Source organism: Sulfitobacter dubius, assembly GCF_900113435.1.
In the GTDB taxonomy this organism is placed as follows: Bacteria; Pseudomonadota; Alphaproteobacteria; order Rhodobacterales; family Rhodobacteraceae; genus Sulfitobacter; species Sulfitobacter dubius.
The window spans coordinates 506,402-523,140 of the sequence record NZ_FOPG01000003.1; the positions used below are offsets into that span (position 1 = coordinate 506,402).

General features: G+C 61.4%; 15 protein-coding genes. 4 read left to right on the forward strand and 11 right to left on the reverse strand.

What is annotated here, in order from left to right; translation table 11 throughout:
* Nucleotides 1-179: 179 nt before the first annotated feature.
* Both BM229_RS14930 and BM229_RS14935 read right to left on the reverse strand, forming a co-directional pair.
* Nucleotides 180-524, reverse strand: coding sequence for an H-NS histone family protein (locus BM229_RS14930; protein ID WP_093928425.1), 345 nt, complete (start codon nucleotides 522-524; stop codon nucleotides 180-182).
* 83 nt (nucleotides 525-607) lie between these two features.
* Complete coding sequence (locus BM229_RS14935; protein ID WP_093928426.1) at nucleotides 608-2,575, reverse strand: protein meaA; 1,968 nt, start codon at nucleotides 2,573-2,575, stop codon at nucleotides 608-610.
* 166 nt (nucleotides 2,576-2,741) lie between these two features.
* On the opposite strand from BM229_RS14935, the gene BM229_RS14940 reads away from it, so the two are divergent.
* The 4 genes from BM229_RS14940 (at nucleotide 2,742) to BM229_RS14955 (ending at nucleotide 8,230) form a co-directional block, all read left to right on the forward strand.
* Nucleotides 2,742-4,139, forward strand: a complete 1,398-nt coding sequence (locus BM229_RS14940; protein ID WP_093928427.1) for a 1-acyl-sn-glycerol-3-phosphate acyltransferase — start codon at nucleotides 2,742-2,744, stop codon at nucleotides 4,137-4,139.
* Nucleotides 4,140-4,264: 125 nt separating this feature from the next.
* The gene (gene ccrA / locus BM229_RS14945; RefSeq protein WP_093928428.1) at nucleotides 4,265-5,545 is read left to right on the forward strand and encodes a crotonyl-CoA carboxylase/reductase; all 1,281 of its coding nucleotides are present in this window, start codon (nucleotides 4,265-4,267) and stop codon (nucleotides 5,543-5,545) included.
* Between the two features lie 346 nt (nucleotides 5,546-5,891).
* The gene (locus BM229_RS14950; protein ID WP_093928429.1) at nucleotides 5,892-6,611 is read left to right on the forward strand and encodes a helix-turn-helix transcriptional regulator; all 720 of its coding nucleotides are present in this window, start codon (nucleotides 5,892-5,894) and stop codon (nucleotides 6,609-6,611) included.
* 80 nt (nucleotides 6,612-6,691) lie between these two features.
* Nucleotides 6,692-8,230, forward strand: coding sequence for an ATP-dependent DNA helicase (locus BM229_RS14955; RefSeq protein ID WP_093928430.1), 1,539 nt, complete (start codon nucleotides 6,692-6,694; stop codon nucleotides 8,228-8,230).
* Here the strand turns inward: BM229_RS14955 and BM229_RS14960 are convergent.
* The 9 genes from BM229_RS14960 to BM229_RS15000 form a co-directional block, all read right to left on the reverse strand.
* On the reverse strand, nucleotides 8,227-8,994 hold the full coding sequence (locus tag BM229_RS14960) for a TIGR02186 family protein (RefSeq protein ID WP_093928431.1): 768 nt from the start codon (nucleotides 8,992-8,994) through the stop codon (nucleotides 8,227-8,229). The two genes, BM229_RS14955 and BM229_RS14960, sit on opposite strands and share 4 nt — an antisense overlap.
* Entirely contained in the window at nucleotides 8,991-9,905 is a 915-nt protein-coding gene (locus tag BM229_RS14965) for a sulfite exporter TauE/SafE family protein (RefSeq protein ID WP_093928432.1), read from the reverse strand. The genes BM229_RS14960 and BM229_RS14965 overlap by 4 nt, the downstream gene beginning before the upstream one ends.
* Nucleotides 9,906-10,019: 114 nt before the next feature.
* Nucleotides 10,020-10,988, reverse strand: a complete 969-nt coding sequence (locus BM229_RS14970) for an ABC transporter permease (protein WP_093928433.1) — start codon at nucleotides 10,986-10,988, stop codon at nucleotides 10,020-10,022.
* Nucleotides 10,989-11,023: 35 nt separating this feature from the next.
* Nucleotides 11,024-12,184, reverse strand: coding sequence for an ABC transporter permease (locus BM229_RS14975; RefSeq protein WP_093928434.1), 1,161 nt, complete (start codon nucleotides 12,182-12,184; stop codon nucleotides 11,024-11,026).
* Nucleotide 12,185: 1 nt separating this feature from the next.
* Nucleotides 12,186-13,787 (reverse strand): ABC transporter ATP-binding protein, encoded by a 1,602-nt coding sequence (locus BM229_RS14980; RefSeq protein WP_093928628.1) that lies wholly within the window; start codon nucleotides 13,785-13,787, stop codon nucleotides 12,186-12,188.
* Between the two features lie 138 nt (nucleotides 13,788-13,925).
* On the reverse strand, nucleotides 13,926-14,927 hold the full coding sequence (locus BM229_RS14985) for a BMP family lipoprotein (RefSeq protein WP_093928435.1): 1,002 nt from the start codon (nucleotides 14,925-14,927) through the stop codon (nucleotides 13,926-13,928).
* A 106-nt stretch (nucleotides 14,928-15,033) separates the two neighbouring features.
* Nucleotides 15,034-15,489, reverse strand: a complete 456-nt coding sequence (locus BM229_RS14990; protein WP_093928436.1) for a GNAT family N-acetyltransferase — start codon at nucleotides 15,487-15,489, stop codon at nucleotides 15,034-15,036.
* The gene (gene tsaB, locus BM229_RS14995; protein WP_093928437.1) at nucleotides 15,486-16,109 is read right to left on the reverse strand and encodes a tRNA (adenosine(37)-N6)-threonylcarbamoyltransferase complex dimerization subunit type 1 TsaB; all 624 of its coding nucleotides are present in this window, start codon (nucleotides 16,107-16,109) and stop codon (nucleotides 15,486-15,488) included. Before tsaB ends, BM229_RS14990 begins: the two co-directional genes overlap by 4 nt.
* Nucleotides 16,102-16,662, reverse strand: coding sequence for a NifU family protein (locus BM229_RS15000; RefSeq protein WP_093928438.1), 561 nt, complete (start codon nucleotides 16,660-16,662; stop codon nucleotides 16,102-16,104). Before BM229_RS15000 ends, tsaB begins: the two co-directional genes overlap by 8 nt.
* Between the last annotated feature and the right edge of the window lie 77 nt (nucleotides 16,663-16,739).

Genomic DNA, 16,739 nt, shown 5'->3' on the forward strand with positions numbered 1-16,739 from the left:
ATGTTTCGCGCATTTTGCCTGTGGGCGGCGCGGTTCACAAGGGGAGTGATGGATGACGTAAAGGCGGTAACTGGAGGGACAGGGGCACCGGCGAGATAATTCACGAATGCGTTATTCTCGAAAAAAGGCACCGGCGAAACCCAATTCGCGCGGTGCCCTAAAATTCGTCGGGACGTCGATTAAAGCCGCATTGTTTCGGGATCGCTGCCTTTTTCTACCTGTGCGCGAAACCAATTTGGCTGACGGCCTTTGCCGGTCCAGGTTTGGGATGGATTTTCCGGATTGGCAAATTGGGGCTTTGATTTCGGGCCGGTGGCCGCTTTGCGTGGTTTCTTAGCCTTCTTGGGTGCGGGTGTTTCTTCGGCCAAGTCATTGAGGGAAAAGCCATATTCCGCCGCAGCCTTTTGGGCCGCTTTGCGCGCGGCGCGGCGTTCGCGCGACTGCGCCGCCTGCAATGCCTTTTTGACATCCGACAGAAGTTTCTCCAGATCCTTGCGGCTCATGGATTTCAGGTCTTTTTCCATATCTGATTTTTCCTTTCCAGATTGTGCTGGTCAGGGCAATTATAGAGCTAATTCGCCAATTGCACGATATATTTTGTGTCAAACTACTCGGCGGCTACCGCAGCGGGGTCGGCGAGCGTAATGATATCATGCATAATCACGTTCAATTCGAAGTCTTTAGGCGTATATACCTGCGCTACCCCGGCGGCCCGCAGACGGGTTGCGTCGGCTTCGGGAATAATACCGCCGACAATTACCGGGACATGGTTCAACCCGGCCTCTGCCATACGTTTCATAAGTTCTTCGACAAGTGGCACATGAGATCCCGAAAGGATCGACAGGCCGACAACATGGGCGTCTTCCGCTTTTGCGGCCTCGACGATCTCGGCAGGGGTCAGGCGGATGCCTTCATAGCTGATGTCCATGCCGCAATCGCGGGCGCGAACGGCGATCTGTTCGGCCCCGTTAGAGTGGCCATCAAGCCCCGGTTTGCCGACGAGGAACTTGAGCCTGCGGCCCAGACGGTCACTTACCGCATCTACTGCGTCACGCAGATCATCCAACCCTTCGGTCTTGTTCGATTGGCCTGCGGAAACCCCTGTGGGGCCACGGTATTCCCCATGTATCGCGCGCATCTGAGCGGCCCATTCACCGGTGGTTACGCCAGCTTTTGCGGCAGCGATTGAGGCGGGCATGATGTTTTCACCCTTCTCGGCCGCGAGGCGCAGATCGGCCAGCGCCTTTTTCACTGCATCGTCATTGCGGGCCGCGCGCCATGCTTCTAGCCGAGAAAGCTGATCGGCTTCTGCCCCCGGATCGGATTGCATGATATCGCCCGCGCCCGTCATCAGCGGAGAGGGCGCACCTTGTTGCCATTTGTTGACCCCGACAACCACGGTTTCGCCGCTTTCAATTCGGCGCAGACGGTCGGCGTTACTTTCGACCAAACGACCCTTCATGTAATCAATTGCGGAAATAGCACCGCCCATTCCGTCCAAGTTCGCCAATTCCGCGCGCGCGCCTTGTTTGAGCAATTCAACCTTCGCGTCGACCGCCGGGTTGCCGTCGAAAAGATCGTCGAATTCCAAAAGATCGGTTTCATGGGCCATGATTTGCTGCATCCGCATTGACCATTGTTGGTCCCATGGGCGGGGCAGACCGAGCGCTTCGTTCCATGCGGGCAATTGCACAGCGCGGGCGCGGGCTTTTTTCGACAGGGTCACAGCCAGCATTTCAATGAGAATACGGTAGACGTTATTCTCGGGTTGTTGTTCGGTCAGCCCCAGTGAATTGACCTGCACCCCATAGCGGAAACGTCGGAATTTCGGGTCATCCACGCCATAACGCTCACGGCAGATTTCATCCCAAAGGTCTACGAAGGCACGCATTTTGCACATTTCGGTGACAAAGCGGATGCCTGCGTTCACGAAAAAGGAAATACGGCCCACCAATTGCGGGAAATCTTCCGCGGGGACACGGGGCTTTAGGGCATCCAACACGGCTGTCGCAGTGGCCAGCGCAAAGGCCAATTCCTGTTCAGGCGTCGCCCCGGCCTCTTGGAGGTGGTAGGAACAGACGTTCATCGGGTTCCATTTCGGCACATTCGTATAGCAGAATTCGGCCACATCCGCGATCATCTTGAGCGATGGCGCAGGCGGGCAGATATAGGTGCCGCGGCTGAGGTATTCCTTGATCAGATCATTCTGCACCGTGCCCTGCAGCGCGGTCACATCCGCGCCCTGTTCCTCGGTCACGGCGATATAAAGCGCCAGCAGCCAAGGGGCCGTTGCGTTAATCGTCATGGAGGTGTTCATCTGCTCAAGCGGAATGCCGTCGAACAGCGCGCGCATGTCGCCGAGGTGGTTCACCGGCACGCCTACCTTGCCGACCTCACCGCGGCTGAGCACATGGTCGCTGTCATAGCCGGTCTGGGTCGGCAGATCGAAAGCGACCGAGAGGCCAGTCTGCCCGCGCTCAAGGTTGGAGCGATAAAGCGCGTTGGAGGCGGCGGCGGTGGAATGGCCCGCATAGGTGCGAATGAGCCAGGGGCGGTCTTTCTGCGATTGGGTCATCGTGGCCTCTTGAATCTTAATGGCAATAAAGTTGCGTTAGGGTGTTGATAGGCGAAATAATATGCCTCTGTCAATTCGCTGCGTTGCGGCATCACCTGTGCCGCTGCGGTGCGGGTGGAAACAGATAAATATTGTCCTCTCAGCCCCGCGCTGTAAGGGTTAACCCATGACGCAGACCGTGCAATTGCCCCTTTGGCTGTTCATCCTTATTGTGGTTTTCGCAGCCGTCACGGCGCTGAGCCATTTTCTGCTGCCCTCGGTGCGCTGGTTCTTTCGCCGACGGCTTGAACGGGCGGTGGCGCGTCTCAACAAACGGCTAACGCGACCGATCGAGCCGTTCAAACTGGCGCGGCGGCATGACATGATTCAGCGGCTGATCTATGACCCTGAAGTCAGCCAAGAGATCGTTAATTACGCTCGCAGCAATGGCGTGCCCGAGAACGTCGGCTTTCAAAAAGCCCGCGATTATGCGCGTGAGATCGTGCCGCGTTTTTCCACCTTTGCGTACTTTAGCTTTGGCATCCGGCTGGCGCGGCTTTTGGCCAATGCAGTCTACCGGATCGAGACAGCGGCGAGCAACGAGACGACTTTTGCCTCTCTGCCGCGCGACGCCACGGTGGTTTTCGTTATGAACCACCGCTCGAACATGGATTACATGCTGGTGACCTACCTCGCCGCGCGGTCCTCGGCGCTGAGCTATGCAGTGGGGGAGTGGGCGCGGGTCTGGCCGCTTAGCACGCTTATTCGCTCCATGGGGGCCTACTTTATCCGACGCCGTTCGCGCGGGGCGCTCTATCGCAAGGTGTTGGCGCGTTATGTGCAGATGGCCACGGCGGGCGGCGTAACGCAGGCGTTTTATCCCGAAGGGGGGCTGAGCCTGACCGGCGCGCTCCAGCCGCCGAAGGTGGGGTTGCTGTCCTATGTGGTTGAAGGCTTTGACCCAGAGGGCGAACGCGACATCATCTTTGTGCCGGTGGCGATTAACTATGACCGCGTGCTGGAAGACCGGGTTCTGATCGCCGCCGGGCAGCGCGGAGACCGTCGCTTTGGTGCGCGGATCACGGTGGTTGTGGGCTTTGTCCTGCGCAAGATGTGGCGGCGAATGCGGGGGCATGACACGCGGTTCGGGACCGCTGCGGTGACTTTTGGTGATCCGTTGTCGTTACGGCGTACGGGTGCGGAGGTGCCGGTCTCGGAACTGTCGGAGATGTTGATGGACCGGATCGCGCAGGCGATGCCCGTGCTGACGGTGCCGCTGATCGCGCGGGTCATGTTGCAGGCGCAAGCCCCGATGAGCGAGGCGGAATTGCTGTCGAAGGTCGGCGCTACGCTGGGGCAGATGCCGCAGCGCAACCGCGTGCCAAAGCCCGAGGTTCTGGCCGAGCGCGTGGCACGCGCTACGGCTCGGCTGATGAAACGTGGCATCATTTCTGAAGGTGCACAGGGGTTGGAAATCGTGCCGGGGCAGGAGCCTGTTTTGGCCTTTTACGCTAATTCTATTGCGCATTTTCCGAGCGAAGATGCTGCACCTGCGGCGGAAATTGCTGCAACCGCTGGGTCATAAAATTACAAAAGTAGAGCTGCAGGGGTTGCAATGTTGCGCGGTGGATCATATCCCAAAGGGGAGCCGCCGCGATTCTGCAGTGCGGCACAGACCTTGTAGACACCGATCACCGGCAGGAGGCCCACATGGCACTGGATACGAAACACGCCGACTATGACGCCCCGCAAAAAGACCTTTATGAAGTGGGCGAAATGCCCCCGATGGGTCACGTTCCGAAACAGATGTATGCTTGGGCCATCCGTCGCGAACGGCATGGCGATCCGGACAGCGCGATGCTGCAAGAAGTGGTCGATGTGCCAGAGCTCGACAGTCAAGACGTGCTGGTCTTGGTCATGGCGGCGGGCATCAACTACAACGGTGTCTGGGCCGCGCGCGGCGTGCCGATCAGCCCCTTTGACGGCCACGGCGAGCCTTATCACATCGCAGGTTCTGATGCGTCGGGCATCGTCTGGGCGGTGGGGGATAAGGTCACGCGCTGGAAGGTCGGCGATGAGGTGGTGATCCACTGCAACCAGGACGATGGCGACGATGAGGAATGCAACGGCGGCGACCCAATGTATTCGCCCAGCCAGCGGATCTGGGGCTATGAGACGCCGGACGGCTCCTTTGCGCAGTTCACCCGCGTGCAGAGCCAGCAGCTTATGCCGCGTCCCAAACACCTGACATGGGAAGAGAGTGCCTGCTACACGCTGACGCTGGCCACCGCCTACCGTATGCTCTTCGGTCATGAGCCGCATGACCTGAAGCCCGGCCAGAACGTGCTGGTCTGGGGCGCGAGCGGCGGTCTGGGCTCCTATGCGATCCAGCTTATCAACACCGCAGGCGCCAATGCGATCGGCGTGATCTCGGACGAGAGCAAACGCCAGTTCGTGATGGATCTGGGTGCCAAGGGCGTGTTGAACCGCAAGGACTTCAACTGCTGGGGCCAACTGCCCACGGTGAACACACCGGAATATAACGAGTGGTTCAAAGAGGCCCGCAAGTTCGGCAAGGCAATCTGGGACATCACCGGCAAGGGCGTGAACGTCGATATGGTGTTCGAACACCCCGGTGAGGCGACCTTCCCGGTCTCTACCTTCGTTGTCAAAAAGGGCGGCATGGTGGTGATCTGTGCCGGGACGAGCGGCTTCAACCTGACCTTCGATGTGCGCTATATGTGGATGCACCAGAAGCGTTTGCAGGGCAGCCACTTTGCCCATCTGAAACAGGCGAGTGCCGCCAACAAGCTGATGATGGAACGCCGTCTTGATCCCTGCATGTCCGAGGTCTTTAGCTGGGCCGATCTGCCAGAGGCGCATATGAAGATGATGCGCAACGAGCATAAGCCGGGCAATATGTCGGTGCTGGTGCAGGCACCGCGCACCGGACTGCGCACGCTGGAAGATACGGTTATGGCGCGCGACTGAACCTGACTGATAGATTAAAACCAGAACCCCCATGGCCTCGGCTGCGGGGGTTTTCGTTTGGCTGTAACCGGAACAGAGACTTAGTGCAGCCTGCCCCGCTATTTATGGGGGGACGAAAAGCGCGGATGGTGCGAAATCCCGCACATGCTATGGTTGTATTAATCTGCCATTAACCAAAGCTGGGCGACTCTCATGCGAGATGATTGGATATTGGACGTATTGGCCGATCTAAGGGCTTTCGCCATGGCAAACCAACTGCCCCGTACTGCGGAACAGTTGGACGACGCGGCGCTTATCGCTCTGGCTGAAATGTCCGTGCAACGCGAAGGGGCCGCAGGCCGGGCGTATGAGGATAGAGCCGCATCTGGAACAAATTTGGGAAAGGCTGGCACAGGCTGACGGGCAGCCAGCCCTTGAGCGCGCCTGCGCAGATCTGCGCGATCACTATGGCATTTTACATGTTGCCTATCATTGGGTTGATACGGCGGGTGCGCAATATGGCTGTGGCACCTATGGACCGCTCTGGTCTGAGCGGTATCAGAACCACAACTACCTGCGCATCGATCCGGTGGTCGGCGGCTGCTATCGTCGGTTTGTGCCAGTGGACTGGAAAGACCTTGATTGGTCCTCCCGCGCGGCGCGGCAATTCCGGCGGGACGCGCTGGATCATGGGGTGGGCGATCAGGGGTTTTCGGTGCCTATTCGGGGGCCGCATGGGCAGTTTGCGCTGTTCACCACCAATCATAGCTGCACCGACGCGGTCTGGGCCTCATTCACCGCGCGGCACCGGCGCGATCTGATCTGGGCGGCGCATTGTTTCAACGAAAAGGCACTGGCGCTGGCCCCGGATCGTGCACCGGGGGCGGTGCAGGCGCTCTCCCCGCGGGAGGTGGATGCCATGACGCTGCTGGCGGTGGGCTATAGCCGCGCGCAGGTGGCCGAACGGCTGTCGATCTCAGAACACACGCTGCGCGCCTATGTGGAAAGCGCGCGGTTCAAACTGGGCGCATCGAACACCACCCATGCCGTCGCACGCGCGCTCAGCCGGGGGCTGATCGTCATCTGAGGCGGATAATCCACATGAATCGCGCGCGGGCAGGGCAAAGCGATCTGGCCCCCGGCGCGGGGCTCATTTAGGGTCGCCCAATGACATCTACCGCGCTCACCTACTCCGAAGACCAAGCCGCCGCCCATGACAAGGTGGCCGAGATGCTGCGCTCTGCGGGCATTGATCTGGACGACTCATTGCTGATGCCGCCTGCGGGCGGGCCGGATCAGGTGATGGCGGTGACGGGCAAGGCCGGATCGGGCAAAACGCTGCTGCTGGCCGAGCTTTATCGTGCCTTGGAAGCGGCGGGCGTCGACATTGTGTCGGGTGATTACGAATCGCGCAAGAAACGTGAGAAACGCACGCTGGCAATCCTCGCGCCGACCAACAAAGCGGCGAGCGTCTTGCGTCTGCGCGGCGTGCCCGCGACGACGATCCACCGCATCCTCTACACGCCGGTTTACCACCCCGAATACGAGCGCATCGCGGAGTGGCTGACCGGGAATGGCGAAAAGCCCGACATCGAAGGGCTGAGCGAGGTCGCGCTGGACCGGGCAGCGGCGTTTTTCGCGAATAACAAATCTGTGCCCGGGGCGCTGGCGGCAGCAGGGCTGCGGGGCAGTGATTTCATCACCGGATGGAAACGCCGGGAAGAGCCGCTCGACATCGGCTTTGTCGACGAAAGCTCGATGCTGGATGACAAACAATTCGAAGACCTGAAAGAGATTTTTCCGACGCTGCTGCTGTTCGGCGATCCGGCGCAGTTGGCCCCGGTGGGGCAATCCGGCACGATGGTGTTTGAGAAACTGCCCGAAAAGCGGGTGCTGAACCTCAACCGGATCCACCGACAAGAGGCGGACAACCCGATCCTTGATCTGGCCCATGCGTTGGCCGATCCACAGCTTGAGTTTCATGACTTTGAGCGGATGATCGAAGACGCGGCGCGCAAGGATGATCGCGTGGTCTGGGGCCAGCGGGTTGAGGTTGATCTGATGGCGCGCAGCCCCGTGCTGGTCTGGCGGAATGCCACGCGCATTCGGCTGATCAACGCCTTTCGCGCCGTGCATGGTGCGCCGGAGGATGCGCTGCTGGCGGGGGAGCCGCTGATCTGCGACGGGATCGAACTGCCGCTGAAGCATCGCAAGAAGCGGCTAGACCTCGAGGCGCGGGGCCTGATCAAGGGCGCGCAGGTGGTCTATCTGGGCGAGGGGCGTAAGCCGGGGTTCAGCCGGTTGCACGTTATCGGTGCCGAAGACCCGCAGGTAAGTGCCGCGTCGATCGTTAAAATCGAAAAGCCGGATGAGGAAGAGCCCTTTATCCCCTTCGCCGCGCGTATGGGGGCCACGTTCTTGCATGGTGCCGCTGTGACGATCCACAAGGCGCAAGGCAGCCAGTGGGAGAACGTGCAGGTCTTTGCGCCCGACCTTTACGCCGCCGCGCGGATGGGGCGCTCTGAGGCCGGGCAACCGCTGTGGAAACGGCTGGCCTATGTCGCCATCACCCGCGCGCAGGAGCGGTTGATCTGGGTGGTGCGCAACCGTCTTAGCAAACCATCTGGGCCGCTGCGCGTGGATGACCTGCGCGCCGCCCCTGCAGCGGCGCTGACGCTTGAGGCGACCGAGGATGGCGCGGCTTAGCGGCGCAGCAACCCGAAGACGGCAGAGGCGCCCCAGCCCGCGGTAATGGCGATAAAGAGCGATAGCAGCCCGTAGATAAACGCCTGATCATGGGCCAGATTGAACAGCCACCGCTCCATCCCGACCTTGCGCACGTCGATCACCGTTTCATATTGAGCCACCACATCGCCGCCACGGGTCAGGAAAATCCGCGTGTCATAGGCGCCTTCGGTGAGCGAGGCAGGCAGCGCAACGGCGGCGCGAAATAGGGTCTGTTCATCAACCTTCACGCCGTCTTCGATGACTTGGTAGAGATTGGCCTCTTTGCGCACGCGGATCAGCGCATCGGTGAATTGGGTGGGGTCTGCGATCTCCATCGGGGCGCCGACAGAGCGGATGGCGCGGGGGATGGAAATGCGGTGGCGCAGGTCTTCGATACGTTTGAGCACTTCGGACAGCGGGCCGGAGGTGACCACGGCATAGAAACTCGGCGCGCGGTCGACCTCAATCGCGTCCGTGTTGACCCAGATGCCGAAGCGCCTTTCCTTGCGCCGCACCATGATCGGGGTCGAGGGGCCAGAGACGGTGACGACCACCTCAAGCGGTGCGCCTTCGGGGATCGGGGTTTCACGTTTGACAGCGCCGTAGACGAGGATTTCGGACCCGTCGAAATTGGTGGTGATGGAGACTTCGGCCTGGCTCAGGCCCAACACGATCTCCTCCTCCGCCGTGGCGGTGAAGGCTGTGAGCAGCAGGCCAGCGAATGCGAGAACTGCGCGGATCATTCTGCCGCCACCGGGCTGAGGGAGTAAAGCTCGGACGGCTCCAGCAGCAGATCAAGCGCCAGCTTGCCGCAGACCGCGAGGACCAGCACCGCCAGCAAAATGCGCAACTGTTCGGCCTGCATCCGCACGCCGATCCGCGTGCCAACCTGTGCGCCCAGCACCCCGCCGACCAGCAAAAGCACCGCCAACACGATGTCGACCGTCTGGTTGGTGGTGGCGTGCAGCATGGTGGTGAAACCGGTCACGAAAATGATCTGCAACAGCGAGGTGCCGATTACCACTTTAGTCGGCATGCCCAGCAGATAGATCATCGCGGGCACCATGATGAACCCGCCGCCGACGCCCATGATGGCCGAGAGCATCCCGACCGCTGCGCCGACAAGCACCGGGGGGATCACCGAGATATAAAGCCCCGATACCCGAAACCGCATTTTGATTGGCAGGCCGTGGACCCAGTAGTGTTTCTTGCGCTGCACGCGCCCACCTTTGCGGGTGCGGCGGATCGCGCGGAGCGATTCAAAGAACATCAACCCGCCGATAATGCCCAGAAAAATCACGTAGCAAAGGGTCACCAGCAGATCGACCTGACCCAGCGATTTCAGGTAGTTAAAGATGAACATGCCGATGCCGGAACCGATGAGGCCGCCCGCCAGCAACACCCAGCCCATTCGGAAATCCACCGTGCGCCTTTTTAGGTGCGCCAGAAGGGCCGAGAAGGACGAGGCGACGATCTGGTTGGTCGAAGTCGCCACGGCCACGGCAGGGGGGATGCCGACAAAGAACAACAGCGGCGTGATCAAAAAACCGCCGCCGACGCCAAACATGCCCGATAAGATGCCCACAATTCCGCCCAGTCCCAGAAGGAGGAAGGCGTTAACCGATACCTCGGCGATGGGCAGGTAGATTTGCATGACGTTTCCTAGCCTCTAACGGCCGCGCAGTTCAACATAGCTTGTCGCGATAAAACGACCACTGAGATAGGTTGCGCCGATCCGGCCCTCGGGTGCAAGGGCCGGAGAGGGGTGTCAGCGTTCTTTCACATAGGGCTCGCCGCCCGCGCGGGGCGGGATCGCCTTGCCGACGAAGCCCGCGAGGATCACCACGGTCATCAGATAGGGCAGCGCGCTCAATATCTGGCCCTGAACCTTGATGCCGATCACCGATTGGATCACGTCAGGCCGGGTTTCCAGCGCGCCGAATAGGCCAAAGAGCAGCGTCGCCCAGAGCGCGTACCACGGACGCCACTTGGCGAAGATCAGCGCGGCCAGCGCGATAAAGCCGCGGCCCGCCGACATGTCCTTGACGAAACCCGCCTGCAGCGCGGTGCTGAGGTAGGCCCCCGCCACGCCGCAGAGCAGGCCCGCGATGGCCACGGCGGCATAGCGCAGACCCACGACCGAGACACCTGCGGTGTCGACGGCGGCGGGGTTCTCGCCCACGGCGCGCAGGCGCAGGCCGAAGCGGGTGCGGAACAGGATCCACCATGTCAGCGGCACGGCGAGGAAGGCGGCATAGACGAGGATCGAATGGCCCGAGATCAGCTCTTCGTAAAGCGGGCCGATGATTGGCACATTGGCCATGGCATCAGCGAAGGGCAGGGTGATCGGCTCGAACCGGGCACCGCCAAAGAGCGAGGGCGTGCGGCCCCCTTGGGCAAACCAGTCCTGCGCGATCAGCACGGTCATGCCGGCAGCGAGGAAGTTGATCGCCACGCCGGAGATCAGCTGGTTGCCGCGGAAGGTGATCGACGCCAGCCCGTGCACAGCGCTGAGTGCCAGCGAAGAGGCGATGCCCGCCGCGAGACCGATCCAGACCGAGCCGGTGATTGAGGCGAGCGCCGCCGAGAAGAAGGCCGCGGCCAGCATCTTGCCTTCGAGCCCGATGTCGAAGACCCCGGCGCGTTCGGAGAAGAGACCGGCAAGACAGGCCAGAAGCAGCGGCGTGGCCAGCCGCACAGTGCTGTCGAGCAATTGGATGAGCGTGATATAGTCCATAGGTCAGACCCGCTTTCTCAGGGGGGTGTTCTGGGTCATTCCGCGCCCTCCGACTGACCGCTGCGGGGGCCGGGTTTGGGCTCGCTGTCAGCGGAATTGGCTGGGGGGGCGGGGCGGCGGAACATCAGGAAAAGACGCTCCAGCGGCATCCGCACCATATTGTCGAGCGCGCCGGTAAAGAGGATCACCAGCGCCTGGATCACGACGATCAATTCGCGCGGGATCGAGGTCCAGAGCGCCAGTTCCGCGCCGCCTTGGTAGAGGAAGCCGAAGAGCAGGGCGGCGAAGAAGACGCCCACGGGATGCGAGCGGCCCATAAGTGCCACGGCGATGCCGATAAAGCCTGCGCCTTCGGTCGCGTTCAGCACCAGACGCTCGCTTTCGCCCATGACGTTGTTGATCGCCATCAGCCCCGCCAGCGCGCCCGAGATGATCATGGTGACCATCGTGATTCGCACGGGCGAGATGCCCGCGTATTTGGCAGCAGGTTGCGAATGGCCATAGGCGCGGATTTCATAGCCAAGGCGCGTGCGCCAGATCAGCAGCCAGACCACGATACAGGCCGCAGCAGCGACGAGCAGCGAGATATTGGCAGGCGCGGATTTCGAGAAGGCGATGCCAAGCGGGGCCAGCAATTCATGCAACGTCGGTAGATGCACGGCTTCGGGAAAGCGGGCGCTGGCCGGGTCCATGCTGCCCGGCGGGCGCATGACGTTGACCAGAACATAGTTCAGCAGCGCCGCCGCGATAAAGTTGAACATGATCGTGGTGATTACGACGTGGCTGCCGCGTTTGGCTTGCAACCAGCCGGGGATCGCGGCCCAGATCGCGCCCAAAAGCCCGGCCATCACACCGCAGCCGATCAGCGCCAGCGTCCAATGCGGCCATGGGATATAGAGCGCGGCAATGGCGACGCCCAAACCGCCCAGCATCGCCTGACCTTCGCCACCGATGTTGAACAGCCGCGCGTGGAATGCGACGGCGACGGCCAGCCCGGTGAAGATGAAATTGGTCGCGTAGTACAGCGTGTAACCCCAGCCATAGGTCGAGCCGAGCGCGCCTTTGACCATCAGTGTCACGGCGGCAATCGGGTCTTCACCGATGGCGAGGATCACCAGCGCCGAGAGCAGGGCCGCCAGCAACAGAGAGATCAGCGGCACGAGGATCACCTCGGCCCATTTTGGCATCACGTCCATCTCAGACCTCCTTGCTGGCGTCGCCGCCGGCGCGGGCGAGATTGGCTTCGACCTCGGCCACGCTGTGTTCGTTCTCGGTGTCGGTGATGCCAGCCATCAGCAGCCCCAGTTCTTTCTCGTCGGTCTGGTCGGCGGCGCGTTCGCCCATGATCTGCCCGTCAAACATCACCGCGATGCGGTCCGACAGGGCAAGGATTTCTTCGAGTTCGACCGAGACCAGCAGGATCGCCTTGCCCTGATCGCGCAGGGCTATGATCTGTTCATGGATGAACTCAATCGCGCCAATGTCGACGCCGCGGGTGGGCTGGCCGATCAGCAGCAGGTCGGGGTTGCGCTCGATCTCGCGCGCGAGGACGATTTTCTGTTGGTTGCCGCCCGAAAAATTCTTGGCCGCCAGTGTTGGGTCAGGCGGGCGCACGTCAAAGCGGGCCATCTTGTCTTCGGCATCGGCGCGGATCGCGGCGTGGTCCATTAGCAGCCCGCTGTTGAAGCGGTCGTCGTGGTGGTAGCCGAAGACGTTATTCTCCCAAGCCTGAAAATCCATAATCAGACCCTCGCGCTGGCGATCTTCGGGCACATGGGCTACACCGCGCGCGCGGCGCGATTGGCCGTCGGATTTCTTGCCCGATAGGTCCAGCGGGGTGCCGTTTAGCGTGACGTTGCCGGTGCCATCGGCATAGCCGCCCAGCACCTCGAGCAGTTCGGATTGGCCGTTGCCTGCGACACCCGCAAGGCCCAGCACCTCACCAGCGCAGACTTGCAAATCAATGCCGCGCAGACGCTCAACGCCTTTGCCATCGACGACCCGCAGCCCTTTGACATCCAAAATGACATCGCCGGGCGTTGCGGGCTTTTTATTGACGCGCAGCAAGACCTTACGCCCGACCATCAGCTCGGCCAGTTCCGGCGGCGAGGTCTCGGCAGTCTTCACGGTCGCGGTCATCTTGCCCCGGCGCATGACCGACACGGTGTCGGTGATCTCCATGATCTCGCGCAGCTTGTGGGTGATGAGGATGATGGTTTTGCCCTCAGAGCGCAGGCGCCCGAGGATGCGGAAAAGCTGATCAGCCTCGGCGGGGGTCAGCACGCCCGTGGGTTCGTCCAAGATCAGAATGTCGGCTTGTCGGTAAAGCGCTTTGAGGATTTCCACGCGCTGCTGCATGCCCACGCCAATATCTTGGATCAGCGCGTCGGGGTCGACGTTGAGACCGTAGTCTTCGGCAAGACTAATCAGCGACTTGCGGGCTTTAGAAAGCGAAGGCTTGAGCAAGCGACCATCTTCGGCCCCCAGAATGATGTTTTCCAGCACGGTGAAGTTTTCAACCAGCTTGAAGTGCTGGAACACCATGCCGATGCCCGCCGCGATGGCGGCTTGGCTGTCGGGAATGTCGGTCTTTTTGCCACTGATGAAAATCTCACCCGCGTCGGCTTTGTAAAACCCATAAAGGATCGACATCAGCGTCGACTTGCCGGCGCCGTTTTCGCCGATAATCCCGTGGATCGTGCCGGGCATCACGCGGATCGAGATGTCTTTGTTGGCCTGCACCGGGCCGAAGGCTTTGGAAATGCCCTTAAGTTCAATCGCGGGAGCGGTATCGGTCATATCAAAAGGTCCTGCGGCCATTGCGGGTTTTGATCTGGGTTTGGCCCAATTCTTTCCGGGGCATGGCGTTCTCCGGTTCGGAAAGGGCCGCGCCGATGATACGGCGCGGCCCTAAGGGTTAGTTTGGTAAATTTAGGCTTAGAAGTCCAGCGCCGGGCAGCTGTCGTTCTCGTAGTAAGAGACCACTTTGATCTCACCGTCGATGATCTTTTGGCGCGCTTCGTCGACTGCGGCTTGCATCTCTTCGGTGACAAGGTCCTTGTTGTGCTCGTCAACGGCAACGCCGACACCTTCTTCGGCGAGGCCGAGGGTCACGACTTCGCCAACTTCGAGGTCTTCGCCCGCCATCATCGCGTCATAGACCGCGACATCGACACGTTTCAGCATCGAGGTCAGGACTTTGCCCGGGTGCAGGTGGTTTTGATTGCTGTCCACGCCGATCGACAGGATGCCTTCGTCAGCGGCTGTTTGCAGCACGCCAACACCAGTGCCACCAGCCGCGGCATAAACCACGTCAGCGCCTTGGTTGATCTGCGCTTTGGTGATCTCGGACCCCTTTACCGGGTCGTTCCAAGCGGCGGGGGTGGTGCCCGTCATGTTGGCGATGACTTTGGCATCGGGGTTGGTTGCCATGACACCTTGGGCATAGCCGCAACCGAAGTGGCGGATCAGCGGCACGTCCATGCCACCGACAAAGCCAACGGTGTTCGACTTGGAGGCCATCGCGGCCATCACGCCAACGAGGTAGGACCCCTCATGCTCAGCAAAGCTGACCTGACGGACGTTGGGCAGGTCGAGCCAGTTCACGTCAACCACGGCGAATTTCGTGTCGGGGTAATCAGGCGCGACGGTCGAGAGCGGATCGGCCATGGCGAAACCCATGGTGATGATCGGGTTGGCCCCGGATTCGGCAAAGCGGCGCAGGGCCTGCTCGCGCTGTGCTTCGGACTGCATCTCGATCTCAGCGAATTTGCCGCCGGTTTCTTCGGCCCAGCGGGTCGCACCATTGAAGGCCGCTTCGTTAAAGCTTTTGTCGAATTTGCCGCCAAGGTCAAAGATCAGCGCGGGTTCGGCCAGCGCGGCGCCCGATGTCAGGGCCATGCCTGCGGCTGCGCCGAGGAATTTCGTCATGAGGGTCATTTATCGTCTCCCGGTTGTGGTGCCGGGCGGTCTGGCAAAGGCTGCCGCCACGGCGTTGGTGGATCATTCGATCAGGTGTAATTTAGGGCGCAGGCGGGGGGTAGGGTCAACCGCTTTTTGTGGTCAACGCTGCGGGATCGCCACAGTGACCATGGGTCAAGTCGCGCCGCAGAATGCAGGCATCGACGGCTGGGGCATCAATGCGTGCGTAATAGGCACGGCGGGTTGCGATGTGGGCGAAGTTTTCACCGGTATAGAGGGCGCGGGCAGGTTGGTTATCGGCTGCGACCTCTAGAAAGGCGCTGGCGCAGTCTGCGGGCAGGGCGGCCAGCCAATCGCGCAGCAACGTGCGGCCAATGCCTTGGCGTTGGCAGCTGGGATCGACCGCGAGGGTCAGTAACTCAGATTCGCGCGCGATGGTGCGGGTCAGGGCAAAGCCGCCGGGGCGGGTAAAAAGCTGCACGAAGGGGCTGTCGAGCAGGCTGGCGAACTCCGCCTCCTGCCACGGCCTGTCTTGGGTAAAGGCGGCGGCATGAAGGGCGGCAAGCTCTGCCGCTGTCACGGCAGCAGCACCGGCGCGGCATCGCGTGCGGGTGCTGCATCGGCAGGGCGCAGGTAAAGCGGCGCAGGGCGTGCTAGGGTGCTGGCATAGCGGCGGGCCGTGAGGCGGGCGATGGCTTCGGCCACGGGCATCGCGGGAGGCTTTCCTCCCGCGCCGATCAGCGGGCCGGTGAAGGCTGGCAGGGCGGCGGCGTCATAGAGCGCGGGAGTAGAAATGTCGGGGTTGTCAAAGCCTTGGAGGAAAACCTGATCGCGGCGGGCATCCACCCCACAGGCGCAGGGGCCGTCATGGCCCTCGCGCAATGCGTCAAAGGCATCGACCCCGACCGCCGGAATGCCAAGGCCAAGCGCCAGCCCACGCGCGGCGGAGACGGCAATGCGGATGCCGGTGAAATTGCCCGGTCCGATGCCAACGCCAAGCGCGGTGAGGTCGGCATAGACCACATTGGCCTCATCCAGCAGCTCTTCGCAGAGTACCAGCACCCGTTCGGCTTGGCCCTTGGTCATCGGCTCAATCCGCTCCGCCAGCACTCGGTCGCCCGACAGCAAAGCGGCCGCGCAATGCGCGGCCGATGTGTCGAAGGCCAGAATCAGCGGCCCGCTTGCGCTATGCTCAGGCAACCGGGCGAACCTCTGTCACCTCGGGGATGTAGTGGCGCAGCAGGTTTTCGATGCCCATTTTCAGCGTCAGCGTGGACGAGGGGCACCCGGCGCAGGCACCTTGCATGTGCAGATAGACAACGCCGCGCTCAAAGCCGTGGAAGGTGATGTCGCCGCCATCTTGGGCCACGGCTGGGCGCACCCGGCTGTCCAGTAACTCTTTGATCTGGCCGACAATTTCACCATCTTCACCGTCATGCGCGGCATGGCCCGATGTGGGTTGGTGGTCAGAGGCCATGACCGGCTCACCAGATTGAAAGTGTTCCATGATCGCGCCCAGCAGGGCGGGCTTCACATGGTCCCATTCCACGGCGTCTTGTTTGGTCACAGTCACGAAATCGGTGCCGAAGAACACGCCCGTCACACCCTCAACAGCAAAGAGCCGTTGGGCCAGCGGCGATGTCGCACCGGCGTCGGGGGTCGGGAAATCGGCGGTGCCCATTTCCAGCACGGTCTGACCCGGCAGGAACTTGAGCGTTGCGGGGTTCGGAGTGGATTCGGTCTGGATGAACATCGGGTTTCCTCGCTTTCGGCGTGGGTTCTGATATGCGCTCGCAGGGGCTGCAAGTCAAGGTTTAGAACCGTTCTAAA